Origin of the sequence: Yoonia vestfoldensis (assembly GCF_002158905.1) — a bacterium.
Lineage (GTDB): Bacteria > Pseudomonadota > Alphaproteobacteria > Rhodobacterales > Rhodobacteraceae > Yoonia > Yoonia vestfoldensis_B.
The window spans coordinates 1,813,396-1,835,064 of the sequence record NZ_CP021431.1 but is presented as its reverse complement, the minus strand read 5'-3'; the positions used below and the strand labels follow the sequence as shown (position 1 = coordinate 1,835,064).

Annotated in this window: 24 protein-coding genes; 19 read left to right on the top strand and 5 right to left on the bottom strand. The window is 62.7% G+C overall.

Annotated elements, in window-relative coordinates:
- Nucleotides 1–6: 6 nt before the first annotated feature.
- The 3 genes from LOKVESSMR4R_RS09075 to LOKVESSMR4R_RS09065 all read left to right on the top strand — a co-directional run bounded on the left by LOKVESSMR4R_RS09075 (nt 7) and on the right by LOKVESSMR4R_RS09065 (nt 2,446).
- Complete coding sequence (locus LOKVESSMR4R_RS09075; protein WP_087207704.1) at nt 7–1,440, top strand: NAD(P)(+) transhydrogenase (Re/Si-specific) subunit beta; 1,434 nt, start codon at nt 7–9, stop codon at nt 1,438–1,440.
- 130 nt (nt 1,441–1,570) lie between these two features.
- Nucleotides 1,571–1,930: a hypothetical protein gene (locus LOKVESSMR4R_RS09070; RefSeq protein WP_087207702.1), complete on the top strand. Its 360-nt coding sequence runs from the start codon at nt 1,571–1,573 to the stop codon at nt 1,928–1,930.
- 45 nt (nt 1,931–1,975) lie between these two features.
- Complete coding sequence (locus LOKVESSMR4R_RS09065; protein ID WP_087207700.1) at nt 1,976–2,446, top strand: Dps family protein; 471 nt, start codon at nt 1,976–1,978, stop codon at nt 2,444–2,446.
- On the opposite strand, the gene LOKVESSMR4R_RS09060 is transcribed toward LOKVESSMR4R_RS09065, so the two are convergent.
- The gene (locus tag LOKVESSMR4R_RS09060; RefSeq protein WP_087207699.1) at nt 2,447–2,695 is read right to left on the bottom strand and encodes a DUF1289 domain-containing protein; all 249 of its coding nucleotides are present in this window, start codon (nt 2,693–2,695) and stop codon (nt 2,447–2,449) included.
- Between the two features lie 252 nt (nt 2,696–2,947).
- Between LOKVESSMR4R_RS09060 and LOKVESSMR4R_RS09055 the strand changes: the two genes are divergently transcribed.
- Together LOKVESSMR4R_RS09055 and LOKVESSMR4R_RS09050 are read left to right on the top strand one after the other, a co-directional pair.
- A complete protein-coding gene (locus LOKVESSMR4R_RS09055) occupies nt 2,948–4,111 on the top strand; it encodes a M20 aminoacylase family protein (protein ID WP_087207698.1) in 1,164 nt (387 codons plus the stop codon).
- Nucleotides 4,111–4,722, top strand: coding sequence for an SAM-dependent methyltransferase (locus tag LOKVESSMR4R_RS09050; protein ID WP_087207696.1), 612 nt, complete (start codon nt 4,111–4,113; stop codon nt 4,720–4,722). Before LOKVESSMR4R_RS09055 ends, LOKVESSMR4R_RS09050 begins: the two co-directional genes overlap by 1 nt.
- Before the next feature lie 45 nt (nt 4,723–4,767).
- On the opposite strand, the gene moaA is transcribed toward LOKVESSMR4R_RS09050, so the two are convergent.
- From moaA to glmU, 4 genes are all read right to left on the bottom strand, one after another.
- On the bottom strand, nt 4,768–5,772 hold the full coding sequence (gene moaA, locus LOKVESSMR4R_RS09045) for a GTP 3',8-cyclase MoaA (RefSeq protein WP_087207694.1): 1,005 nt from the start codon (nt 5,770–5,772) through the stop codon (nt 4,768–4,770).
- 78 nt (nt 5,773–5,850) lie between these two features.
- Entirely contained in the window at nt 5,851–6,525 is a 675-nt protein-coding gene (locus LOKVESSMR4R_RS09040; RefSeq protein WP_087212916.1) for a DNA alkylation repair protein, read from the bottom strand.
- A 35-nt stretch (nt 6,526–6,560) separates the two neighbouring features.
- Nucleotides 6,561–8,381, bottom strand: a complete 1,821-nt coding sequence (glmS, locus tag LOKVESSMR4R_RS09035; RefSeq protein ID WP_087207692.1) for a glutamine--fructose-6-phosphate transaminase (isomerizing) — start codon at nt 8,379–8,381, stop codon at nt 6,561–6,563.
- A gap of 1 nt (nt 8,382) precedes the next feature.
- A complete protein-coding gene (gene glmU, locus LOKVESSMR4R_RS09030; RefSeq protein ID WP_087212914.1) occupies nt 8,383–9,726 on the bottom strand; it encodes a bifunctional UDP-N-acetylglucosamine diphosphorylase/glucosamine-1-phosphate N-acetyltransferase GlmU in 1,344 nt (447 codons plus the stop codon).
- Between the two features lie 120 nt (nt 9,727–9,846).
- Here glmU and LOKVESSMR4R_RS09025 point away from each other — a divergent pair, with 120 nt between their 5' ends.
- From LOKVESSMR4R_RS09025 to LOKVESSMR4R_RS08960, 14 genes are all read left to right on the top strand, one after another.
- Nucleotides 9,847–10,509 (top strand): HAD-IA family hydrolase, encoded by a 663-nt coding sequence (locus LOKVESSMR4R_RS09025; RefSeq protein WP_087207690.1) that lies wholly within the window; start codon nt 9,847–9,849, stop codon nt 10,507–10,509.
- 90 nt (nt 10,510–10,599) lie between these two features.
- Nucleotides 10,600–11,763 carry an isovaleryl-CoA dehydrogenase gene (locus LOKVESSMR4R_RS09020; RefSeq protein WP_087207688.1) on the top strand — a complete coding sequence of 388 codons (1,164 nt, stop codon included), beginning with the start codon at nt 10,600–10,602 and terminating at the stop codon, nt 11,761–11,763.
- On the top strand, nt 11,760–12,239 hold the full coding sequence (locus tag LOKVESSMR4R_RS09015) for a lysozyme inhibitor LprI family protein (RefSeq protein ID WP_087207686.1): 480 nt from the start codon (nt 11,760–11,762) through the stop codon (nt 12,237–12,239). Before LOKVESSMR4R_RS09020 ends, LOKVESSMR4R_RS09015 begins: the two co-directional genes overlap by 4 nt.
- Nucleotides 12,236–12,529: a hypothetical protein gene (locus tag LOKVESSMR4R_RS09010; RefSeq protein ID WP_087207684.1), complete on the top strand. Its 294-nt coding sequence runs from the start codon at nt 12,236–12,238 to the stop codon at nt 12,527–12,529. The genes LOKVESSMR4R_RS09015 and LOKVESSMR4R_RS09010 overlap by 4 nt, the downstream gene beginning before the upstream one ends.
- The gene (locus LOKVESSMR4R_RS09005; protein ID WP_087207682.1) at nt 12,526–14,088 is read left to right on the top strand and encodes a carboxyl transferase domain-containing protein; all 1,563 of its coding nucleotides are present in this window, start codon (nt 12,526–12,528) and stop codon (nt 14,086–14,088) included. Before LOKVESSMR4R_RS09010 ends, LOKVESSMR4R_RS09005 begins: the two co-directional genes overlap by 4 nt.
- Nucleotides 14,088–15,998, top strand: coding sequence for an acetyl/propionyl/methylcrotonyl-CoA carboxylase subunit alpha (locus LOKVESSMR4R_RS09000; protein WP_087207680.1), 1,911 nt, complete (start codon nt 14,088–14,090; stop codon nt 15,996–15,998). The genes LOKVESSMR4R_RS09005 and LOKVESSMR4R_RS09000 overlap by 1 nt, the downstream gene beginning before the upstream one ends.
- Before the next feature lie 59 nt (nt 15,999–16,057).
- Nucleotides 16,058–16,915, top strand: coding sequence for a hydroxymethylglutaryl-CoA lyase (locus LOKVESSMR4R_RS08995; protein WP_087212912.1), 858 nt, complete (start codon nt 16,058–16,060; stop codon nt 16,913–16,915).
- On the top strand, nt 16,912–17,691 hold the full coding sequence (locus LOKVESSMR4R_RS08990) for a crotonase/enoyl-CoA hydratase family protein (protein ID WP_087207678.1): 780 nt from the start codon (nt 16,912–16,914) through the stop codon (nt 17,689–17,691). Before LOKVESSMR4R_RS08995 ends, LOKVESSMR4R_RS08990 begins: the two co-directional genes overlap by 4 nt.
- A gap of 164 nt (nt 17,692–17,855) precedes the next feature.
- Nucleotides 17,856–18,188 carry an NADH-quinone oxidoreductase subunit A gene (locus LOKVESSMR4R_RS08985; protein WP_420645912.1) on the top strand — a complete coding sequence of 111 codons (333 nt, stop codon included), beginning with the start codon at nt 17,856–17,858 and terminating at the stop codon, nt 18,186–18,188.
- Nucleotides 18,179–18,709, top strand: a complete 531-nt coding sequence (locus LOKVESSMR4R_RS08980) for a NuoB/complex I 20 kDa subunit family protein (protein WP_026352491.1) — start codon at nt 18,179–18,181, stop codon at nt 18,707–18,709. Before LOKVESSMR4R_RS08985 ends, LOKVESSMR4R_RS08980 begins: the two co-directional genes overlap by 10 nt.
- Nucleotides 18,710–18,720: 11 nt before the next feature.
- Complete coding sequence (locus LOKVESSMR4R_RS08975) at nt 18,721–19,335, top strand: NADH-quinone oxidoreductase subunit C (protein WP_087207674.1); 615 nt, start codon at nt 18,721–18,723, stop codon at nt 19,333–19,335.
- The gene (locus tag LOKVESSMR4R_RS08970) at nt 19,335–20,231 is read left to right on the top strand and encodes a sulfotransferase (protein ID WP_087207671.1); all 897 of its coding nucleotides are present in this window, start codon (nt 19,335–19,337) and stop codon (nt 20,229–20,231) included. The genes LOKVESSMR4R_RS08975 and LOKVESSMR4R_RS08970 overlap by 1 nt, the downstream gene beginning before the upstream one ends.
- Entirely contained in the window at nt 20,228–21,466 is a 1,239-nt protein-coding gene (locus LOKVESSMR4R_RS08965) for an NADH-quinone oxidoreductase subunit D (RefSeq protein ID WP_087207667.1), read from the top strand. The genes LOKVESSMR4R_RS08970 and LOKVESSMR4R_RS08965 overlap by 4 nt, the downstream gene beginning before the upstream one ends.
- The gene (locus LOKVESSMR4R_RS08960) at nt 21,463–21,660 is read left to right on the top strand and encodes a hypothetical protein (RefSeq protein WP_087207665.1); all 198 of its coding nucleotides are present in this window, start codon (nt 21,463–21,465) and stop codon (nt 21,658–21,660) included. The genes LOKVESSMR4R_RS08965 and LOKVESSMR4R_RS08960 overlap by 4 nt, the downstream gene beginning before the upstream one ends.
- The last annotated feature ends 9 nt before the right edge of the window (nt 21,661–21,669 follow it).

The window sequence follows — 21,669 nt, the reverse complement described above, 5'->3', positions numbered from 1 at the left end:
AGAGACATGGAATACGGTTTCACAACAGCGGCTTACGTCGTCGCGGCAATTCTCTTTATCCTGTCGCTTGGCGGTCTGTCGGGACAGGAAAGCGCGAAACGCGCGGTCTGGTATGGCATGGCGGGGATGGCACTGGCCGTCTGCGCCACGCTGGTTGGTCCGGGGGCCGGGCTTTGGCTGCTGTCGCTGGTGCTGATCGGCTCGGGCGGGATCATCGGCTATCAACTGGCGACCAAAGTGCAGATGACGCAGATGCCCGAACTGGTCGCGGCGATGCACAGCCTTGTGGGTCTGGCCGCCGTTCTGGTCGGGTTCATCGCGCATTTCGAACTGGGCCGCGTGGCGCAGATGGATGCCATCGCCCGCGCCAGCCTTGACGGTTTCGCCGCCCTGCTGGCCTATAAGACGCCGGTCGAGATCAATATCCTGCGGGTCGAGCTGTTCTTGGGCATCTTCATCGGTGCGATCACCTTTACCGGATCGGTCATCGCCTATGGCAAGCTGGCGGGCAAGGTGAATACCGCCGCTGCGAAACTGCCGGGCGGGCATATGCTGAATGCGGCGGCTGCCGCAATTTCGGTGCTTTGCCTGATCTGGTATTTCAGCACCGGGGGCTTTGTGCCGCTGTTCATCATGACGCTGGCGGCGCTTTTCATCGGCTATCATCTGATCATGGGGATCGGCGGGGCGGATATGCCTGTCGTCGTGTCGATGCTGAACAGCTATTCAGGCTGGGCTGCGGCGGCCATCGGGTTCAGCCTTGGCAATGACCTGCTGATCGTGGTCGGCGCGCTGGTCGGGTCTTCTGGCGCGATCCTGTCCTATATCATGTGCAAGGCGATGAACCGCAGCTTCGTGTCGGTGATCCTGGGCGGTTTTGGCGGCCCTGCCGGTGAACAGATGGCGGTCGAGGGTGAACAGATCGCCATCGACAGCGACGGTGTCGCGGCGGCTTTGAACGAGGCTGATAGCATCATCATCATCCCCGGCTACGGCATGGCGGTGGCGCAGGCGCAAGCGACCGTGGCCGAACTGACCCGCAAGCTGCGCGCCAAGGGTAAGAATGTGCGTTTTGCCATTCACCCCGTGGCAGGCCGTCTGCCGGGCCATATGAACGTGCTGCTGGCCGAGGCGAAGGTGCCTTATGATATCGTCATGGAAATGGACGAGATCAACGAGGATTTCCCCACCACCGATGTGGCCATCGTGATCGGGTCCAACGATATCGTGAACCCCGCAGCCCAAGACGACCCCAACAGCCCCATCGCCGGTATGCCGGTGCTGGAATGCTGGAAGGCCAAGCAGGTTTTCGTGTCCAAGCGCGGGCAGGGCACCGGCTATTCCGGGATCGAGAACCCGCTGTTCTACAAAGAAAACACGCGGATGTTTTATGGCGATGCGAAAAAGTCGCTGGATGAATTGCTGCCCAAGATCGAGTGATCTTGCCGCCAGACAGGAAAAGGCCCGCCATCACGGCGGGCCTTTTGCATTTGGGGGCAGGCGGGCGCGCGGGTCCGGCTTGCCAAATGCGATTTGACTTACTATATTTGTCGGGAATAGGAGGTCATTCATGTCCGCATCCGCCGCCCGTATCCAGACGCCCCCAGCCCCAGCCCCAGCCCCGGTGCCGCAGGCCCTGCGCAAAGCAGGCCGCAAGGCCCGGCTCAGCGGTGTGACCACGGGCGATCCGATGCAAGACCTGCTATCTGCCCTGCCCAAGGCGCTGGGGCGACGCCTGCGGTTCCATGAACCCATGGCCGCCGAAAAGTCCTTTGACGAAATCTGGCTGGAAAACCTGTTCGATGCCGTGCGTCAGGGCGATGCGGCGCGTTACCGCTTTGCGCTGCTCAGCCGGATGTCGCGGGAAAAAGCCTCGGCGCTGCATTTTCTTGTCTGCAAAGCCGCCCATATGTCGCAGCCGTCCGGTTGAATTGTCGGGCGGAATGCATAGGTTACACGTCAAAGGAGAATTGATATGACACAGACTGCCACAGACCTAAGCCCAACCGCCCAAGCCGCCATCGCCGATGCGCTGAACCAATGCGTTGCCGAAACCGCGGTGACCACAATGCTGGCGCAGAATTTCCACTGGAACGTGACAGGCATGGCCTTTGGCTCTTTGCATGCTTTGTTCCAGACCATCTATGAGGATCATTTCACCGGTCAGGACGATCTGGCCGAACGGATCAGGGCGCTGGACAGCCATGCCGAAGGCACGCTGGCCGGCATGATCAAACGGTCCAAGGTCGCCGAATTCGAAGGTGAGGCCGATGACCGCATGATGATCAAGACGCTGCAACAGGCCGAGGAAACGCTGGCCGCCACGCTGGCCGCTGCGGGCGAACTGGCCGCCGAACATGGCGATGCCTTGACCGAGGATCTGTGCATCGCGCGCGGTCAGACCCATGAAAAATTTGCCTGGATGCTGCGCGCGCATCTGGCGTGATCAACCGGCCTCTGCGGGAAAAGATGCGCCTTTCTTGGCGCATTTTTTTTCGTAGGCGCGCCGCCAATGGCTATATTTGCCCATGACCGCCTGCTGCGCCATCAGCATGGTCACAAAGGCCGATTTCTGGGCGGGCTTTTTCAGCGCCTTGAACATGGATTTCTGCGCCTTGGTCATCGAACAGCCGATGCAATGGCCTTCACGCCGGAATTTGCAGACGTCGATACAGGGGGATGGGGTTTTGGCCATGGCGCGATACTCTTGGATGTCGGACAATAACTGATTATTTTTATCAGCTATGTCAATCATCCCCCGATCACGAAGCCCTGATCCCGCCTTGTGACAGCCCGCCTTGTGACAGATTGTCATTGGCGACCGCATGGGCGACGTTGCACATGGGCGCAAATCGGGGAAAGATGGCGCTGCCGACTGCGCTGGCAGTGGCTGCCATTCCGCCCCCCGCGCGCCGCGCTGCTGGCCGACACACATGTGGAGAAGATAATGCCCGTCAAGAACCGGTTTGCCGAATTGCTGCCCGAAATCACCGCATGGCGGCGTGATCTGCATGAAAACCCCGAAATCCTGTTCGAGACCCACCGCACCGCGGCGCTGGTCGCGGAAAAGCTGCGCGCCTTTGGCTGTGACGAGGTCGTCACCGGCATCGGGCGCACCGGCGTTGTCGGCGTGATCAAGGGCAAGGCGGCGACATCGGGCAAGGTGATCGGCCTGCGCGCCGATATGGATGCGCTGCCGATCCATGAGGCGACAGGGCTGCCCTATGCGTCGAAAACCCCCGGCGCGATGCATGCTTGCGGCCATGACGGCCATACGGCGATGCTGCTGGGGGCGGCGCAATATCTGGCCGAGACGCGCAATTTCGACGGCACGGTCGTCGTGATCTTCCAGCCCGCCGAAGAAGGCGGCGGCGGCGGCCGCGAGATGTGCGCCGATGGCATGATGGACCGCTGGCAGATCGACGAAGTTTACGGCATGCACAACTGGCCGGGCCGTCCGGCGGGCAGCTTTGCGATCCGGCCGGGCGCGTTTTTCGCCGCCACCGACCAGTTCGAGATCGTGATCGAAGGCAAGGGTGGCCATGCCGCCAAGCCGCAGGAAACCGTGGACAGCACGCTGGTTGCGGCCCATGTCATCACCGCGCTGCAATCCATCGCCAGCCGCAATGCCGACCCTGTCGATCAGGTCGTGGTCTCGGTCACGGCGATTGAATCCTCTTCCAAGGCGTTCAATGTCATCGCACAGCGCGTGCATATGAAAGGCACTGTGCGCACCATGTCCAAAGAGATGCGCGATCTGGCCGAGGCGCGGCTGCGCGCGATCAGCACCGGCACGGCAGGCGCCTTTGGTGCTGTGGCCGAGGTGACCTATTACCGGGGCTATCCTTGCATGGTCAATCATGCCGAACAGACTGATTTCGCAGCCGAGGTCGCGCGGTCGGTCGCGGGCGATTGCGCCGAAGCCCCCTTGATCATGGGCGGCGAGGATTTCGCCTTCATGCTCGAAGAACGCCCCGGCGCTTATATCCTTGTCGGCAATGGGGACGGGGCCTCGGTCCACCATCCGGAATATAATTTCAACGATGATGTCATCCCGGCCGGTTGTTCCTGGTGGGCGGGGATCGTCGAACAACGCATGCCCGCCGCCTGATGTGGGAAGACCGTTACAGCGCCAGCGATGATTACCTGTTCGGCACTGCCCCTGCGGCGGTGCTGGCGGATAATCCCTGGCTGGCCCTGCCCGGACAGCGCGTGCTGTGCGTGGCCGATGGCGAGGGGCGCAATGCGGTGCATCTGGCCAAGCTGGGGATGGATGTGACCGCTTTTGATCTGTCGCCCACCGCCGTGTCGCGCGCGCAAGCGCTGGCGCAGCAGGCCGGTGTCGCGGTGCAGACCCATGTTGCGGGCTGGGATGATTGGGATTGGTCGCAGCCTTTCGACATGATCGCCGGGATCTTTATCCAATTCGCCGATCCCGATCTGCGCGCGCGTCAATTCGCCGATATGGCCCGCGCCCTGCGCCCCGGCGGGCGGCTGGTGCTGCATGGCTACCGCCCCGAACAGGTCGGGCGCGGCACGGGTGGGCCGCCCTTCGTGGAAAACATGTATACCGAGGATATGCTGCGCACGGCCTTTGCAGGCTGGCATATCGCGCGTTGCGCCGCCTATGAACGCGACCAGCAGGCGGGCAGTGGCCATGTCGGCCCTGCCGCGCTGATCGATTTCATCGCCACCAAACCGCAGCCATCGCCACCCGTCTGATCACTGCGGCCTGATCTGGGCGGTCTGATCTGGGCGGCCTGTGGGTCAGCCGCCGGTATGGCTCATATGGCGGCTGACCTGGCCATCGACCTTTTGGCGCGAATAATCGAAATCATGGCCCTTGGGTTTCAGCGCGATCGCGGCCCTGATCGCATTTTCGAGATCCAGATCCGCCTCTGATCCGCGCAGCGGCGCGCGCAGGTCGGAATGGCCTTCCTGGCCCAGACAGGTATAGATCTCGCCGGTGCAGGTGATCCGCACACGGTTGCAGCTTTCGCAGAAATTATGGCTCAGCGGCGTGATCAGCCCGATCTTCTGGCCGGTGGCATCCACGCGCAGGTAACGGGCAGGGCCGCCGGTGCGGTCGGGCAGATCGGTCAGCGTGCCGCGTTCCGCCAGCCGCGCGCGCAGATCGTTCAGCGACCAATATTGGCCGATCCGGTCCTCATTGCCGATATCGCCCATCGGCATGACCTCGATAAAGGTCAGGTCCATGTCGCGGCTGGCGCACCAATCGGTCAGGGTGAAAAGTTCGTCCTCGTTAAAGCCTTTCAGCGCCACGGTGTTGATCTTGACCCGCAGCCCCGCCGCCTGGGCCGCGTCGATCCCGCGCAGGACCTGGGGCAATTTCCCCCAGCGGGTGATCTGCGCGAATTTCGCCTCGTCCAGCGTATCGAGCGAGACATTGATCCGCCGCACACCGGCGGCATAAAGGTCTGTGGCGTATTTTTCCAGCTGGCTGCCATTGGTGGTCAGCGTCAGTTCCTGCAACGCACCGCTGTCTAGATGCCGGCCCATGGCGTTGAAAAATGTCAAGATATCGCGCCGGACCAGCGGTTCACCACCGGTGATGCGCAGCTTTTTCACACCCAGCCGCACAAAGGCCGAACAGAGCCGGTCCAGCTCTTCCAGCGTCAGCAGGTCCTTTTTGGGCAAAAAGGTCATGTTCTCGGACATGCAATAGACGCAGCGAAAATCGCAGCGGTCCGTCACAGAAACCCGCAGATAAGAAATGGCGCGGGCGAATGGGTCGATCAATGGTGTCATCATGCGCGCCACGCTAAAGATGGGCGACGCCTTGCGCAAGCGTGATCCGGCGCTTTGCGCAGGTGGCGGGGCGACACCTGATCAGCCCAGCCTGTGGCGTGCGGATTTCAGCGCATAGGGTTTCATCGCCGCCCCGTACCGGTCAACAAAGGCCTGCGCGATGGCGGGGTCATGTTTGGCAAGGCTGGCCAGCCAATCCACCAGCGCGGTCTGGATCACCTTATGCGGATCACCGGCCAATCTGCCCGCCCAATCCAGCGCCCTGTCGCGCAGCGCCAGATCGGCGGGTTTGGGGTTGTTCTGCTTGGTCCAGGGCAGGGTAAAGGCCAGCACCGCGGCGCGTGTCCATAGATGATCCGCTGTGACCCAATCGGCCAGCGCATCAAACCGGGCAGGCTCTGCCACCAGCCGTTTCTGGCCCGCGATGGCGACCTGTTCGGCAATCGCCGCCCCGTCACATGCAGGCACCCACGCGGTGATCATGTCCCATGCGGCGCTGTCATCGGGCCTGATCCGCGCTTGCGTGAGCAGTCTCGCCGCCGCGATCCGGCCTTCATGCACATCGCTGGCCCATAAGTCAGCCGCCAGCGCCAGCCGCGCATCCAGATCCAGTGTCTCGCGCCAGGTTTTGGCGACAGCCTCGATCGCGGGAGTGGTCACGCCCAGATAGGCGCGGCCCACCTTGTGATGCCGCGCCATTTCGGCGGCTTTGTCAGGGTCACTGCCAAGGGCGGCCAATGCGTCGTCCACTGTCATGCCCGTCTTTGCGCCTGTTCCAAGATCAGTCTTTGTCATTCCACTGTCACCGATTTCGCAAGGTTGCGCGGTTGGTCCACATCCGTCCCCTTGGCGATGGCCGTGTGATAGGCCAGCAGCTGCGCAGGCAGCGCATAAAGGATCGGCGCAAGGAAAGGGTCGATGCTGGGCATCAACAGCACCTGCCAGACGCCGTCGCCTGCCTCTGCCGCGCCTTGGCTGTCGGTGATCAACAAGACCTTGCCGCCGCGCGCCATGACTTCTTGCATATTCGACACGGTCTTTTCGAACAGGCTGTCGCGCGGCGCCATGACGATCACCGGCACATGCGGATCGACCAGCGCGATGGGGCCGTGTTTCAACTCTCCCGATGCATAAGCTTCGGCATGTATATAACTGATTTCTTTCAGTTTTAACGCGCCTTCCAGCGCAAGCGGATACATCGCCCCGCGCCCCAGAAACAGGATATCGCGCGCCTCGGCCAGATCGCGGGACAGTGCGACGGTGCGATCCTCGATCCCAAGCGCGGTATTCATCAACCCCGGCAAGGCACGCAAAGCGGCCAGTTTATCCGCAAGGGCGGCATCGTCGATCCGGCCCCGCTGACGCGCGGCATGCAGCACCAGCGTGGCCAGCGTCGTCAGCTGGCAGGTGAACGCCTTGGTCGAGGCGACGCCGATTTCCACCCCCGCAAGGATCGGCAGCGCGACATCGCTTTCGCGCGCGATGCTGCTTTCGGGGACATTGACGACCGAGACGATTTGCATCGCCTTGCCCGCCATATAGCGCAGCGCGGCAAGCGTATCCGCCGTTTCCCCCGATTGGCTGACAAAGATCGCCATGGTGCCATCCGTCACCGGCGGTTCGCGATAGCGGAATTCGGAGGCGACATCGACCTCGACCGGCAGGCCCGCCAGCTGCTCGAACCAATATTTCGCCACCATACAGGCGTAAAAGGCCGTGCCGCAGGCGACCATGGTCAGCCGGTTCACGGCGGTGAAATCCAAGCCTTGGGGCAGGGTCATGGCGGTCGCATCGGCGTTGATGTAATGGTTCAACGCGCCTTGCAGCACTTGTGGCTGTTCGGCGATTTCCTTGGCCATGAAATGCTTATAGCCGCCCTTGTCCACCTGTGCCGCGTCGATATGGATCTGGCGCAGGTCACGATTGGCAAGCTTGCCCGCCGCATCGCGGATTTCCAGGCTGGCGCGCGTGACGATGGCAAAATCGCCTTCTTCGAGATAGGTGATCCGGTCGGTCATCGGTGCCAGCGCAATGGCATCTGATCCCACGAACATCTCGCCATCACCATGCCCGATGGCAAGCGGCGATCCTTTGCGCGCGGCGATCAGCAGATCGTCATGGCCTTCGAACAGGAAACACAAAGCATAGGCCCCGTGCAGCCGCGCGATGGTGGCCTTGGCGGCATCGGCGGGCGACAGACCCTCGCTGATATAATGATTGGCCAGCAAGGCCACGGTTTCGGTATCGGTATCGGTTTCATGCGCGATGCCATGGGCGGCCAGATCGGCGCGGAGTTCGCGGAAATTCTCGATGATCCCGTTATGCACGACCGCGACAGCGCCCGATTTATGCGGATGCGCATTGCCTGCGTTCGGCGCGCCATGGGTGGCCCAGCGGGTATGGCCGATGCCCGCCTTGCCCGCCAGCGGGTCATGGACCAGCAGATCGGACAAGTTCACCAGCTTGCCCACGGCCCGGCGGCGGTCCAGCGTTGCGCCGTTGATTGTGGCGATGCCCGCGCTGTCATAGCCGCGATATTCCAGCCGCTTCAGCGCCTCGACCAGCAGGGGGGCGGCTTCATGATTGCCCAGAACGCCAACAATACCGCACATCTTACTGACCCTTCGTCTTTTGCGCGCGCAGCTTTTCGAACAGCCGCAGGGCAAATCCTGCCTTATTGTCCTGCCGCGCGCGTGCCACCGCCAGATCGCCCGGCGGCACATCGCGGGTGATGACCGATCCGCTGGCGGTCATCGCCGCGTCGCCCACATTGACGGGGGCAACGAGCATTGTGTTCGATCCGATGAAGACATCCGCGCCAATGCTGGTCTGATGCTTGGAGACCCCGTCATAATTGCAGGTGATCGTGCCCGCGCCGATATTGCTGCGCGGCCCGATCTCGGCATCGCCGATATAGGATAGGTGGTTGACCTTGGCCCCTTCGGCAATCACGGCATTCTTGACCTCGACGAAATTGCCGATGCGGGTGTTTTCGGCCAGTTCCGCACCGGGGCGCAGGCGGGCATAGGGGCCGACGATGGCCCCGCGCGATACATGGCACCCTTCGAGATGCGAAAAGGCGCGGATCATGGCACCGGATTCGACCGTTACACCGGGGCCAAAGACCACATTGGGTTCAATCACCGCATCACGCCCGATCACGGTGTCATAGGCGAAATAGACGGTTTCGGGGGCCACGAGCGTGACGCCATCGTCAAGCGCTGTCATCCGGGCTGCGTTTTGGAAAACGGCCTCTGCCTGTGCGAGTTCAAACCGCGAATTGATGCCAAGCGTTTCCGCCTCGGCGCATTCGACCACGGTAGCGGTCAATCCGCGCGCCCGCGCGATGGCGATGATATCGGTCAGGTAATATTCGCCCGCCGCATTGTCATTGCCGATAGCGGCGACCAGATCGAACAGCGTGGCACAATCGGCGGCGATGACACCCGAATTGCACAGGGTCACGGCGCGTTCATCCTCACTCGCGTCTTTGTATTCGACGATCCGGTCCAGCTGGCCATCTTTCACGATCAAGCGGCCATAGCGCCCCGGCTCTTCCGCCTCGAAGCCCAGCACGACGATGTCATGACTCTGGCGCGCCTCGATCATCGCTTCCAGCGTATCGGGGCGGATGAAGGGCGTGTCGCCATAAAGCACCAGCGCATCGCCGTCGAAATCCGCCAGCGCTGCCTGCGCCTGCGCCACCGCATGGCCCGTGCCCAGCTGTTCACCCTGCACCACGACCGTCACATCGGGATCATGGGCCAACGCGGCCTTTTCGACCTGTGCGGCCTCATACCCCGCCACAACCACGCAGCGCAGGGGGTCCAGCACCATCGCGGCCTGCATCGCATGCACCAGCATCGGCGCGCCCGCGATCGGGTGCAGCACCTTGGGCAGGTCCGAATTCATCCGCGTGCCAAGCCCCGCGCCAAGAATAATCACTGCGTTTGCCATCTTTGCCCCATTCATTGTTGCCTGCGTTCTACTGGCCTTTTCGATTATCACAAGGGCAGGGGCTTCACATCAGTTTACAGCGCGTTACAGATGGCGGCACCGCAGCACGAAAGGCCGCCCATGCGCAGTGTGATTTTCGACCTCGACGGCACGCTTGCCGATACCAGCGGCGACCTGATCGCCGCCGCCAATACCTGTTTCCGCGATCTGGGACTGGGTGACATGCTTGACCCCGCGACCGATGCCGCGACCGCCCTTTGCGGTGGGCGGGCCATGCTGCGGCTGGGGTTTTCGCGGCTGCAAGGCATCGACGAAGACGAGGTGGATCGCCAATATCCCCTGCTGCTAGAGGCTTATACCCAGGCCATCGACATCCATACTGTGCTGTATCCCGGCGCGATGGAGGCGGTGATGGCCCTGAAATCCAGCGGTTACGCCGTCGGCATCGCCACCAATAAACCCGCCGCCCTGGCCGAGGCGCTGATGCGCAGTCTGGGCGTGCGCGACCATTTCGCATCGCTGATCGGGGCCGATACGCTCAAAGTGCGCAAACCTGACCCCGCGCATCATATCGAGGCGGTTTTGCGCGCAGGTGGCGACCCCGCGCGATCCTTGCTGGTGGGCGATACGGTCACCGATCGCGACACGGCGCGCAATGCGGGCGTGCCATCGGTGCTGGTCAGCTTCGGGCAGGGCAGAGAAACGGTGCTGGCGTTGCAGGCCGACGCGATCATTGACGATTTCGCGGACCTGCCCGGTGTTGTGGCACGGCTGATCGGATAGCGCCTTTTATATGTGCAGAAATGACTCGACAGGGCGGGTCTGCCATGGCTACAACTGAACAAGCGTTCAATTAACCGCAGGAGCAGGCCAATGTTTCACGCCTCCATGACATTCGATCTGGGCGAGGATGTGAACGCCCTGCGCGACATGGTCCATGATTGGGCGCAGGCCCGTGTCAAACCGATGGCCGCGCAAATCGACCGTGACAACCTGTTTCCCGCCGCCCTTTGGCGCGAAATGGGCGATCTGGGGTTGCTGGGCGTCACGGTGGACGAATCCTATGGCGGCGCGGGCATGTCCTATCTGGCCCATACCGTCGCGATCGAGGAAATCGCGCGCGCCAGCGCCTCGGTCAGCCTGTCTTATGGCGCGCATTCCAACCTTTGCGTCAACCAGATCAAGCTGAACGGAACAGAGGCGCAAAAAGCGAAATACCTGCCGCGCCTGATTTCGGGCGATCATGTCGGTGCTTTGGCCATGTCAGAGGCAGGCGCCGGGTCCGACGTGGTGTCGATGTCGCTGCGCGCCGAAAAGCGCAATGATCATTACCGCCTGAACGGCAATAAATACTGGATCACCAATGGCCCTGACGCCGATACGCTGGTGGTCTATGCCAAGACCGATCCTGACGCGGGGTCCAAAGGCATCACCGCCTTTCTGATCGAAAAGGACATGAAAGGCTTCAGCACCTCGCCCCATTTCGACAAGCTGGGGATGCGCGGGTCCAATACCGCCGAGCTGATCTTTGACGATGTCGCGGTCCCGTTTGACAATGTGCTGGGCGAGGAAGGGCGCGGCGTCGCGGTCCTGATGTCCGGCCTTGATTACGAACGCGTCGTGCTGGCGGGGATCGGGCTGGGGATCATGGCCGCCTGTCTGGATGAAATCATGCCCTATCTGGCCAGCCGCAAACAATTCGGCCAGCCCATCGGCAATTTCCAACTGATGCAGGGCAAGATTGCCGATATGTATACGGCGATGAATTCCGCGCGCGCCTATGTCTATGCGGTGGCAAAAGCCTGCGACAGCGGCACGGTCACCCGTCAGGATGCGGCGGCCTGCTGTCTTTATGCCTCTGAAGAGGCGATGAAGCAGGCCCATCAGGCCGTGCAGGCGATGGGCGGGGCAGGGTTTCTGGCCGATGCGCCCACAGCACGCCTGTTCCGCGACGCCAAGCTGATGGAGATCGGCGCCGGCACGTCGGAAATCCGCCGCATGCTGGTGGGCCGCGAATTGATGGGGGCCATGGGATGAAGATCGCGGCCATTGCGCTGCTGCTGCCCTGTGCAGCAATCGCGCAGGACGATTGGCTTTACGCGCCCATGGTCGCCCGCTGTCTGGACAGCGGCACGCAGGCCTGTATCGGCGAGGCTGCATCGCTTTGCATGGCCGAGGAACCCCAAGGCGATACGACGATGGGCATCTCGGATTGTCTGGCAGGCGAAGCCGGTGCTTGGGATGTGCTGCTGAATACGGAATATGCCGCCGCCCGCGACTTTGCCCGCGCGATGGATGCCGATGATGCCACGCTTTTCCCCGAATATGCCCAGCGTGCCGATCAGGTGCAGGCGGCGCAACGCGCATGGATCGCCTTTCGTGATGCCAATTGCGCCATGCAACATGGTCTTTGGGGGGCGGGTTCCATGCGCCGGATCGCAGCGGCAGATTGCCTGTTGCAGATGACCGCCGCGCAAAGCTTTGTCCTGCGCGATTACCATAGCCTGCCATGATGCGCTGGATGTTCTTCATCCCCGTTGCGGGGCTGGTCGTGGTGGCAGGGATCATCGGCTATCGCATGGGGCAGGTCCCCGGCGAGACCGAGATCATCACCCGCTATGCCGCCACCTATGTCGCCATGGCCGGTGACGGGGCTGCGCCGACCGATTGCGCCGCCACCATTCATCCCGATCCGGCCATTCGCATGGTCATCAATTGCGCCAACCCCAGCGGGCTGACCACGACGTTCTACGTCGGCCCGCGCGGAGAGGCGCTGCCCCCACCTCAAGGACCCGCCACATGACCGACCGCGCCTTGCATGAAGCGGCCCTTGCACAGGTCCGCGACGCGGCCGCCGCTGCCGCCCTTGGTGGCGGGCAGGTTGCGCGCGACCGCCATATCGCGCGGGGCAAGATGCTGCCGCGTGACCGGGTGGCCGGGCTGCTTGATCCCGGATCGCCCTTTCTGGAAATCGGGGCGACAGCGGCGCATGGGCTTTATGACGGGGCCGCCCCCTGCGCGGGCGTGATCGCGGGCGTGGGGCTGGTGGGCGGTGTGCAGGTCATGGTCGTGTGCAACGACGCCACCGTGAAGGGCGGCACCTATTACCCGATGACCGTCAAGAAACATTTGCGCGCGCAGGAAATCGCCCAAGCCTGCCGCCTGCCATGTGTCTATCTGGTCGATAGCGGCGGCGCGAACCTGCCCAATCAGGACGAGGTTTTCCCCGACCGCGACCATTTCGGACGCATCTTTTATAACCAAGCGCAGATGTCGGCGCTTGGCATCCCGCAGATCGCCGTGGTGATGGGGTCCTGCACCGCCGGTGGGGCCTATGTGCCAGCGATGGCCGATGTCTCGATCATTGTGAAGGATCAAGGCACGATCTTTCTGGCGGGGCCACCCCTGGTCAAGGCCGCAACCGGCGAGGTGGTGACAGCCGAGGCTTTGGGCGGCGGCGATGTGCATACCCGCCTATCTGGTGTCGCCGATTATCTGGCCGAGGATGATGCCCATGCGCTGGCGCTGGCGCGGCAGGCAGTGGCATCCTGCGCGGTACGAAATGCCTGCAACGTCAAACGCTTGCCTGCCGAACCTCCGGCGCTGGACCCGGCGAGCCTGTTTGACGTGATCCCCGCCGATCTGCGCACGCCCTACGATATCCGCGAGGTGATCCGCCGCATCGTGGACGGATCACGCTTTGACGAATTCAAGGCGCGCTTTGGCGAAACCTTGGTCACCGGCTTTGCCCATATCGACGGCTGGCCCTGCGGGATCATCGCCAATAACGGGGTGCTGTTTTCGGAAAGCGCCCAGAAAGGCGCGCATTTCGTGGAACTCTGCAGCCAACGCCGTATCCCCTTGGTGTTCTTGCAGAATATCACCGGTTTCATGGTGGGCCAGAAATATGAAAACGAAGGCATCGCGCGGCATGGCGCCAAGATGGTGACAGCGGTGGCCACAACGAAAGTCCCCAAGATCACGATGGTCGTGGGCGGATCCTTTGGTGCGGGGAATTATGGCATGGGCGGAAGGGCTTACAGCCCGCATTTCATGTGGTCATGGCCCACGTCGCGGATTTCGGTGATGGGCGGCGAACAGGCCGCAGGTGTGCTGGCGACGGTGAAACGCGATGCGATTGAACGCAGCGGCGGCGAATGGTCAGCCGAGGAGGAAGCCGCCTTCAAACAGCCGACGATCGATATGTTCACGCAGCAGTCACACCCGCTTTATGCCAGCGCCCGGCTTTGGGACGACGGTATCATCGACCCGCGCAAATCCCGCGAGGTGCTGGCGCTGTCACTCGCCGCCGCCTGCAATGCGCCCATAGAGGAGACACGCTTCGGCGTGTTCCGGATGTGATGTTCACCAAGATCCTCATTGCCAACAGGGGCGAGATTGCCTGCCGGATCATCCGCACCGCCCGCGCGATGGGTGTGCGCAGTGTCGCGGTCTATTCGGATGCCGATGCCGGTGCCTTGCATGTGCAGCAGGCGGATCAGGCGGTCAGGCTTGGCCCTGCGCCTGTCGCCGACAGTTATTTGCGCGGTGATCTGATCATTCAGGCCGCCTTGGATACGGGCGCGCAGGCGATCCATCCGGGTTACGGATTTTTGTCGGAAAACCCCGATTTCGTGGATCAGGTGACGCAGGCGGGGCTGGTGTTCATCGGGCCAAATGCGGCTGCGATCCGCGCCATGGGGCTGAAAGACGCCGCCAAGGCGCTGATGGTCAAGGCCGGTGTGCCGGTGGTGCCGGGCTATCACGGCGCGGATCAGGATGCCGCGCAACTGGCGTCCGAGGCCGCAAAGATCGGCTATCCGGTGCTGATCAAGGCGGTGGCGGGCGGCGGCGGCAAGGGGATGCGGTTGGTCGAAAACCCTGCCGATTTTGCCGAACATCTGGCATCGGCCCAGGCCGAGGCGCGCAATGCCTTTGGCAATCCCGCCGTGCTGATCGAGAAATATATCACCACCCCGCGCCATATCGAGGTGCAGGTGTTCGGGGATGGCACCGATGCCGTGCATCTGTTCGAGAGGGATTGTTCGCTACAACGCCGCCACCAGAAGGTGATCGAGGAAGCGCCCGCCCCCGGCATGACCGCTGAATTGCGCGCGGCCATGGGGCAGGCGGCGGTGACAGCGGCCAAGGCCATCGGCTATGCCGGTGCGGGCACGGTGGAATTCATCGTCGATGGCGCGGGCGGGCTGCGCGCGGATGGGTTCTGGTTCATGGAAATGAACACCCGCTTGCAAGTCGAACATCCGGTGACCGAGGCGATCACCGGCGTCGATCTGGTGGCATGGCAGCTGCGTGTCGCGGCGGGAGAGGCTTTGCCTTTGCGGCAGGACCAGCTGGCGATCACGGGCCATGCTTTCGAGGCCCGGCTTTATGCCGAGGATGTGCCGGCAGGGTTTTTGCCCGCCACCGGCAGGCTGGATCACCTGGCCTTTCCGCATGGCGCGCGTATCGACAGCGGCGTGGTGGCAGGATCCGAGATTTCGCCCTGGTATGATCCGATGATCGCCAAGATCACGCTCCATGGCCCCGACCGCGCCAGCGCCTTGCGCAAGCTTCAGGCGGCGCTGGATGCGACCGAAGTGGCCGGCACGGTGACGAACCTTGATTTCCTGCGGCTTTTGGCGCGGGATGCGGATTTTATTGCGGGCGAGGTCGATACCGGTCTGATCGCGCGCGGGCAGGGCAGGCTCTGCGCTCTGCCTGTGCCGGATGCGCAGGTGATCGCCGTGGCGGCGCTGGTTGCCGCTGATATTCCGGCGGGCCCGCTGGTGGGGTTCACCCTATGGCAGCCGCTGGCGCGGCAGGTCCTGCTGGCGCAGGGCGAGGTGGTGCATCGGGTGATCTTGCAGATGCTTGGCCCCGATCATGTTAGCGCCGATGTGGCCGGGGTGCAGATAAATTTGCACCGGCAGGGGGGCGATTGGGGCCTGCGGGCGCTGCGCCACGGGCTGCGGCAGGTCAGCGTCTTTGGCGCGCAGACGGTGACTTTTCGCATTGTCGATCCGCTTGATCGCGGCTCTGTCACGGCCGGGGGCGATGTGGTGCTGGCCCCGATGCCGGGGCTGGTGCGCGCGGTTGCGGTGCAGCAAGGCGACAAGGTTGCGCAGGGCGACCGGATGCTGGTGCTGGAGGCGATGAAGATGGAACATGTGCTGCGCGCGCCGCGCGATGGCCTGGTGGCCGATGTGTCCGTCGCCTCCGGCGATCAGGTCGCGGCAGGCGATCTGATGGTGGCCCTTGCCCCGATCTGAGGCAGGGGGCGCTGCCCCCGACCCCGGGATATTTGGGCTCGGAAGATGAGGAGGAGGCCGTGCCATTTGTAAGGCTGCATGACGTCGGCCCGCGTGACGGGTTGCAGAATGAAAAGCGCGTCATTCCGGTGGCCGCCAAAGTGGCCTTGATCGACCTTCTGGGCCGGTCCGGCCTGCGCGATATCGAGATCGGCAGTTTTGTCAGCCCCAAATGGGTGCCGCAGATGGCCGACACGCCGCAGGTCATGGCGCAGATCGCAGCTGTGCCGGGGCTGCGCTATGGCGTGCTGGTGCCCAATCTGCGCGGCTGGGAAAGGTTCATGGCGGCCCGTGTGCCGGGGGTCTGTTATGAGGTGGCGGTCTTCGTTGCCGCCTCCGAGGGGTTTTCGCGCAGCAATCTCAATTGCACGGTCGCGGAGTCGATTGCACAGCTGCGCCCGGTCGTGGCGGCGGCGCAGGCGGCGGGGGTGGCGTTGCGCGGCTATATTTCCTGCGTGACCGATTGCCCCTTTGACGGGCCGATAGCACCCGAGGCGGTGGCCAAGGTGGCCGCCCTGTTGCGCGCGCTGGCGCCGATGCCTTTGTCGCTGGGCGATACGATTGGCAAAGCCACGCCCGCGCGGGTTGCGGCGATGCTGGATGCGATCTTGCAGGTTGTCCCGGCCGATCAGCTGGCTGGCCATTTCCATGACACCGGCGGGCAGGCGCTGGCGAATATCGAGACCGCGCTGGACAAAGGTCTGCGCGCCTTTGATTCGGCTGTGGGCGGGCTTGGCGGTTGCCCCTATGCGCCGGGCGCGCCGGGCAATGTGGCGACTGAAAAGGTGCTGGCGCTGTTGCAGGGCGCGGGGTTTGAGACCGGTATTGACCCCGCGGTCATTGCCGAGGCCGCAATATTGGCAAGGGGGATGCGATGATTGATCTGGTGGTGGATGGGCGCGGGGTGGCGCGGCTGACGCTGGCGCGCGCAGACAAGCATAATGCGCTGTCGCAGGCGATGATCGACGCGCTGACGCAGGCCGCCGCAACTATCGCCGCCGATAGCCGCATCCGTGTTGTCGTGCTGGCGGCGGAGGGGCCGACATTTTGCGCCGGTGGCGATCTGGGTTGGATGCGCGACCAGATGGCGGCGGATCGCCAGACGCGGCGCGCGGCCGCTTTTTCGCTGGCGCGGATGTTGGGCGCGCTGAACCAGCTGCCGCAGCCGGTGATCGGGCGTATCCAGGGCAATGCTTTTGGCGGCGGCATCGGGCTGGCCTGTATCTGTGACGTGGCGATTGGCGTGCAGGGCGCGCGCTTTGGCCTGACCGAGACACGGCTGGGGCTTATCCCTGCGACCATCGGCCCCTATGTGCTGGCCCGGATGGGCGAGGCCAAGGCGCGCCGCGTTTTCATGTCGGGGCGGGTCTTTGACGCGTCAGAGGCCGTGGCGCTGGATCTGTTGGCGCGCGCTGTGCCGCCTGCCGCGCTGGACGAGGCGGTTGACGCCGAAATCACCCCCTATCTGTCTTGCGGACCAGCGGCGGTTGCGGCGGCCAAGCGCTATGCCCGGTCCTTGGGGCCAGTGATCGACGACAGCGTGATCGCGCAATCCGTCGCGGCGCTGTTGGCCTGTTGGGATGGCCCCGAGGCGGCCGAGGGGATCGCCGCCTTTTTCGACAAGCGCCCGCCGCATTGGCCGGGGCTGGGCTGACGCGGGGAAAATGGGTCTTGTCACGCGGTTGCGACACCGCATTCGGTTGACCCTTGCAGGGTGCGGCGGTATGTGGAGGCAAGCCACCAAAGGGCGCGCCGGGCTGCGCGGCTTTTTGAAAGGAACGCATCTTGCCTGATATCCTGTCCAATTATCTGCCGATCATGATTTTCCTGGGGCTGGCCATCGCGCTTGGCCTGATCCTGATCCTGGCGGCGGCCATCGTGGCCGTGCGCAACCCGGACCCTGAAAAAGTCTCGGCCTATGAATGCGGGTTCAATGCTTTCGATGATGCGCGGATGAAATTCGACGTGCGGTTCTATCTGGTCTCGATCCTGTTCATCATCTTCGATCTGGAAGTGGCGTTCCTGTTCCCCTGGGCCGTGGCCTTTGGGGACATCAGCATGACGGCCTTTTGGTCGATGATGATTTTCCTGGGCGTGCTGACCATCGGCTTTGCCTATGAATGGAAGAAAGGGGCGCTGGAATGGGAGTGATGACCGGCACGGCCGTCGGGGCCGACAAGGAACATGGCGCGCAATTGCTGAATGCGGAATTGCAGGACAAGGGCTTCCTTGTGACCAGCACCGCCGATATCATCAATTGGGCGCGCACCGGCAGCCTGCATTGGATGACCTTCGGGCTGGCCTGTTGCGCGGTTGAAATGATGCATACCTCAATGCCGCGCTATGATCTGGAACGGTTCGGCACCGCACCGCGCGCATCCCCGCGCCAGTCGGATCTGATGATCGTCGCCGGCACGCTGACCAATAAGATGGCGCCGGCCTTGCGCAAGGTCTACGACCAGATGCCTGAACCGCGCTATGTGATCTCTATGGGGTCCTGTGCGAATGGCGGCGGCTATTATCATTACAGCTATTCGGTGGTGCGCGGCTGTGACCGGATCGTGCCCGTGGATATCTATGTCCCCGGCTGCCCCCCCACCGCCGAGGCGCTGCTTTACGGCATCCTGCAATTGCAGCGCAAAATGCGCCGCACCGGCACCATCACGCGCTGAAGGAACAAGACATGACCGAAGCCTTGCAAGAATTGGGCGCGCATCTGGACCTTAAGCGCACCGATTGCGTGCAGTCCTGGGATGTCGCCCATGGTGAATTGACCGTGACGGTCGCGCCATCGTCACTGGTCAGTTTTGTCGAATTCCTCAAGAGTGATGCCAATTGCCTGTTCTCGTCGCTGGTCGATATCACGGCGGTGGATTACCCCAGCCGCGCCAAGCGCTTTGATGTCATCTATCATTTCCTGAGCATGTATCAAAACCAGCGTATCCGCGTGCGGGTGCAGGCCCGTGAAGAGGATATGATGCCCTCGATCATCGCTGTGCATCCTTCTGCCAACTGGTTCGAGCGTGAAGTTTTTGACATGTTCGGCATCCTGTTTTCGGGCCATCCCGACCTGCGCCGCATCCTGACGGATTACGGTTTTCGTGGGCATCCGTTGCGCAAGGATTTCCCGACCACCGGCTATACCGAGGTCCGCTATGACGAGGTGCAGAAACGCGTCGTCTATGAACCGGTCAGCCTTGTGCAGGAATACCGGCAATTCGATTTCATGTCGCCTTGGGAAGGCGCGAAATACGTCCTGCCCGGCGATGAAAAGACCAAGCCAGAGGCGAAGGGCTAGTGCCGGACCCGGCCATTCTCTATTGCGTCGGCGCGACCAAGGCGGGGACCTCGTGGTTTTACCGGCTGCTGCATGATCATCCCGATTGCGCGCTGCCCGCCGTGAAAGAGGCGCATTATTGGGACACATTCGCCGCCGCGGATCGTGCCAAGCAATTGGCCGCTTTCGATCTGCGCCTGCAAGAGCTGCGCGCCGCCAGGGCCGAGGCTGTGGCGGCGGATCGGGGCTGGCAGATCCGCAATCTGGACCGCCGGATCGCCGATATGACCGGGCTGATCGCGGTGCTGGCGGGGGACCGGCGCGATGATGTGGCCTATCTGGACTGGTTGACGCAAGGGCGCGGCACAGCGCGGCTTTATGCCGATATGACCCCCAATTACGCGACTTTGCCAGATGCGCAGCTGGAACGGATGGTCACGGCATCGCCTCTGACCAAGGTGATCTATCTGATCCGCGACCCGCTCGACCGGCTTTGGTCGCATATCCGCATGCAGGCGCATCGGCAGCGCCAAAGCCACGAGATCTATGAAAAGAAGGCCAATAACATCCTGTTCCGCATGTTGAACCGGGGGCAGGAAACGCATATCCTTGCACGCGGCGATTATGCGGGCGTGATCGAAAAGCTGCGCCGCGTCGTGCCGGCGGACAGGCTGATGGTGGCCTTTGCCGAAACCCTGCTGACGCCCGAAGGGCTGGCGCGGGTCTGCGCCTTTCTGGGGATCGCGCCGGTTGATGTGCCCGCCCAGGCCGTGCATGACGGCAGGCCGGTGTTGATGCTTGAAAAACTACGCCCGCGGGCGCAGAAACTGGTTTTTGAACAATATGATTGGGTCGCACGCAATGTCGGCCCCTTGCCGCAGAACTGGCAGGACAATTGTGTAAGGATGACAGCATGATGGACGGTGATATCAGGCCAAGCGCCTATGACGACGGGTCATCCGACGCGCTGACCGGCGAACAGAAGATCCGCAATTTCAACATCAACTTTGGCCCGCAGCACCCTGCAGCGCATGGCGTGTTGCGGCTGGTGCTGGAACTGGACGGCGAGATCGTCGAACGTTGCGATCCGCATATCGGCCTGCTGCACCGTGGCACCGAAAAGCTGATGGAAAGCCGGACCTATCTGCAAAACCTGCCCTATTTCGACCGGCTGGATTATGTCGCCCCGATGAACCAGGAACATGCCTGGTGCCTGGCGATTGAACGGCTGACCGGCACATTGGTGCCGCGCCGCGCGCAGCTGATCCGCGTGCTTTATTCCGAAATCGGGCGCATCCTGTCGCATCTGCTGAACGTGACCACCCAGGCGATGGATGTCGGCGCACTGACCCCGCCGCTGTGGGGGTTCGAGGAACGCGAAAAGCTGATGGTCTTTTACGAACGCGCCTGCGGGGCGCGGCTGCATGCGGCCTATTTCCGCCCCGGCGGTGTGCATCAGGACCTGCCCGATGCCTTGGTCGAGGATATCGACGCCTGGGCCGTGACTTTCCCCAAAGTGCTTGACGATATCGACAGCCTGCTGACCGAGAACCGGATCTTCAAACAGCGCAATTGCGATATCGGCGTGGTCACCGAACAGGATATCCAGGATTGGGGTTTCAGCGGTGTGATGGTGCGCGGGTCGGGTCTGGCCTGGGATCTGCGCCGCGCGCAGCCTTATGAATGCTATGACGAATTCGACTTCCAGGTGCCTGTCGGCAAGAATGGCGATTGTTACGACCGCTATCTGTGCCGGATGGAGGAAATGCGCCAATCCACCCATATCATCCGCCAGGCCTGCGAAAAACTGCGCGTGGAAAAGGGCGATGTCATGGCGCGCGGCAAGATGACCCCGCCGACGCGTGGCGAGATGAAAACCTCGATGGAAGCCTTGATCCATCATTTCAAGCTTTATACCGAAGGCTTCCACGTCCCCGCAGGCGAGGTTTACGCCGCGGTCGAGGCGCCCAAGGGCGAATTCGGCGTCTATCTGGTGGCCGATGGCACCAACAAGCCTTATCGCGCCAAGCTGCGCGCGCCGGGCTATCTGCATCTGCAGGCGATGGATTATCTGGCCTCGGGCCATCAGCTGGCCGATGTGGCGGCGATTATCGGGACGATGGATGTCGTGTTCGGGGAAATCGACAGATGACCATGGACCAGGTCGTTCTTGGGGCGGCGGTCGCGGTGGGGTTCTTCCTGTCGGCGGCCGTGTCGCGCTGGTTTCGGCGGCCTGTTGCCGGTATCATCTTTGGTGGCGTGGCGGGGATTGCTTTATCCGTCGCAATATTAAGCTATGGGCTGACCGAAGTGGCCGGTCGCGATACGGCGGTGATGGCCCAATGATTCCGGGCC

Coding starts and splice junctions, on each gene's coding strand:
- LOKVESSMR4R_RS09075 (WP_087207704.1), top strand. CDS start 7: ATGGAATACGGTTTCACAACAGCGGCTTACGTCGTCGCGGCAATTCTC.
- LOKVESSMR4R_RS09070 (WP_087207702.1), top strand. CDS start 1,571: ATGTCCGCATCCGCCGCCCGTATCCAGACGCCCCCAGCCCCAGCCCCA.
- LOKVESSMR4R_RS09065 (WP_087207700.1), top strand. CDS start 1,976: ATGACACAGACTGCCACAGACCTAAGCCCAACCGCCCAAGCCGCCATC.
- LOKVESSMR4R_RS09060 (WP_087207699.1), bottom strand. CDS start 2,695: ATGGCCAAAACCCCATCCCCCTGTATCGACGTCTGCAAATTCCGGCGT.
- LOKVESSMR4R_RS09055 (WP_087207698.1), top strand. CDS start 2,948: ATGCCCGTCAAGAACCGGTTTGCCGAATTGCTGCCCGAAATCACCGCA.
- LOKVESSMR4R_RS09050 (WP_087207696.1), top strand. CDS start 4,111: ATGTGGGAAGACCGTTACAGCGCCAGCGATGATTACCTGTTCGGCACT.
- moaA (WP_087207694.1), bottom strand. CDS start 5,772: ATGATGACACCATTGATCGACCCATTCGCCCGCGCCATTTCTTATCTG.
- LOKVESSMR4R_RS09040 (WP_087212916.1), bottom strand. CDS start 6,525: ATGACAGTGGACGACGCATTGGCCGCCCTTGGCAGTGACCCTGACAAA.
- glmS (WP_087207692.1), bottom strand. CDS start 8,381: ATGTGCGGTATTGTTGGCGTTCTGGGCAATCATGAAGCCGCCCCCCTG.
- glmU (WP_087212914.1), bottom strand. CDS start 9,726: ATGGCAAACGCAGTGATTATTCTTGGCGCGGGGCTTGGCACGCGGATG.
- LOKVESSMR4R_RS09025 (WP_087207690.1), top strand. CDS start 9,847: ATGCGCAGTGTGATTTTCGACCTCGACGGCACGCTTGCCGATACCAGC.
- LOKVESSMR4R_RS09020 (WP_087207688.1), top strand. CDS start 10,600: ATGTTTCACGCCTCCATGACATTCGATCTGGGCGAGGATGTGAACGCC.
- LOKVESSMR4R_RS09015 (WP_087207686.1), top strand. CDS start 11,760: ATGAAGATCGCGGCCATTGCGCTGCTGCTGCCCTGTGCAGCAATCGCG.
- LOKVESSMR4R_RS09010 (WP_087207684.1), top strand. CDS start 12,236: ATGATGCGCTGGATGTTCTTCATCCCCGTTGCGGGGCTGGTCGTGGTG.
- LOKVESSMR4R_RS09005 (WP_087207682.1), top strand. CDS start 12,526: ATGACCGACCGCGCCTTGCATGAAGCGGCCCTTGCACAGGTCCGCGAC.
- LOKVESSMR4R_RS09000 (WP_087207680.1), top strand. CDS start 14,088: ATGTTCACCAAGATCCTCATTGCCAACAGGGGCGAGATTGCCTGCCGG.
- LOKVESSMR4R_RS08990 (WP_087207678.1), top strand. CDS start 16,912: ATGATTGATCTGGTGGTGGATGGGCGCGGGGTGGCGCGGCTGACGCTG.
- LOKVESSMR4R_RS08985 (WP_420645912.1), top strand. CDS start 17,856: ATGATTTTCCTGGGGCTGGCCATCGCGCTTGGCCTGATCCTGATCCTG.
- LOKVESSMR4R_RS08980 (WP_026352491.1), top strand. CDS start 18,179: ATGGGAGTGATGACCGGCACGGCCGTCGGGGCCGACAAGGAACATGGC.
- LOKVESSMR4R_RS08975 (WP_087207674.1), top strand. CDS start 18,721: ATGACCGAAGCCTTGCAAGAATTGGGCGCGCATCTGGACCTTAAGCGC.
- LOKVESSMR4R_RS08965 (WP_087207667.1), top strand. CDS start 20,228: ATGATGGACGGTGATATCAGGCCAAGCGCCTATGACGACGGGTCATCC.
- LOKVESSMR4R_RS08960 (WP_087207665.1), top strand. CDS start 21,463: ATGACCATGGACCAGGTCGTTCTTGGGGCGGCGGTCGCGGTGGGGTTC.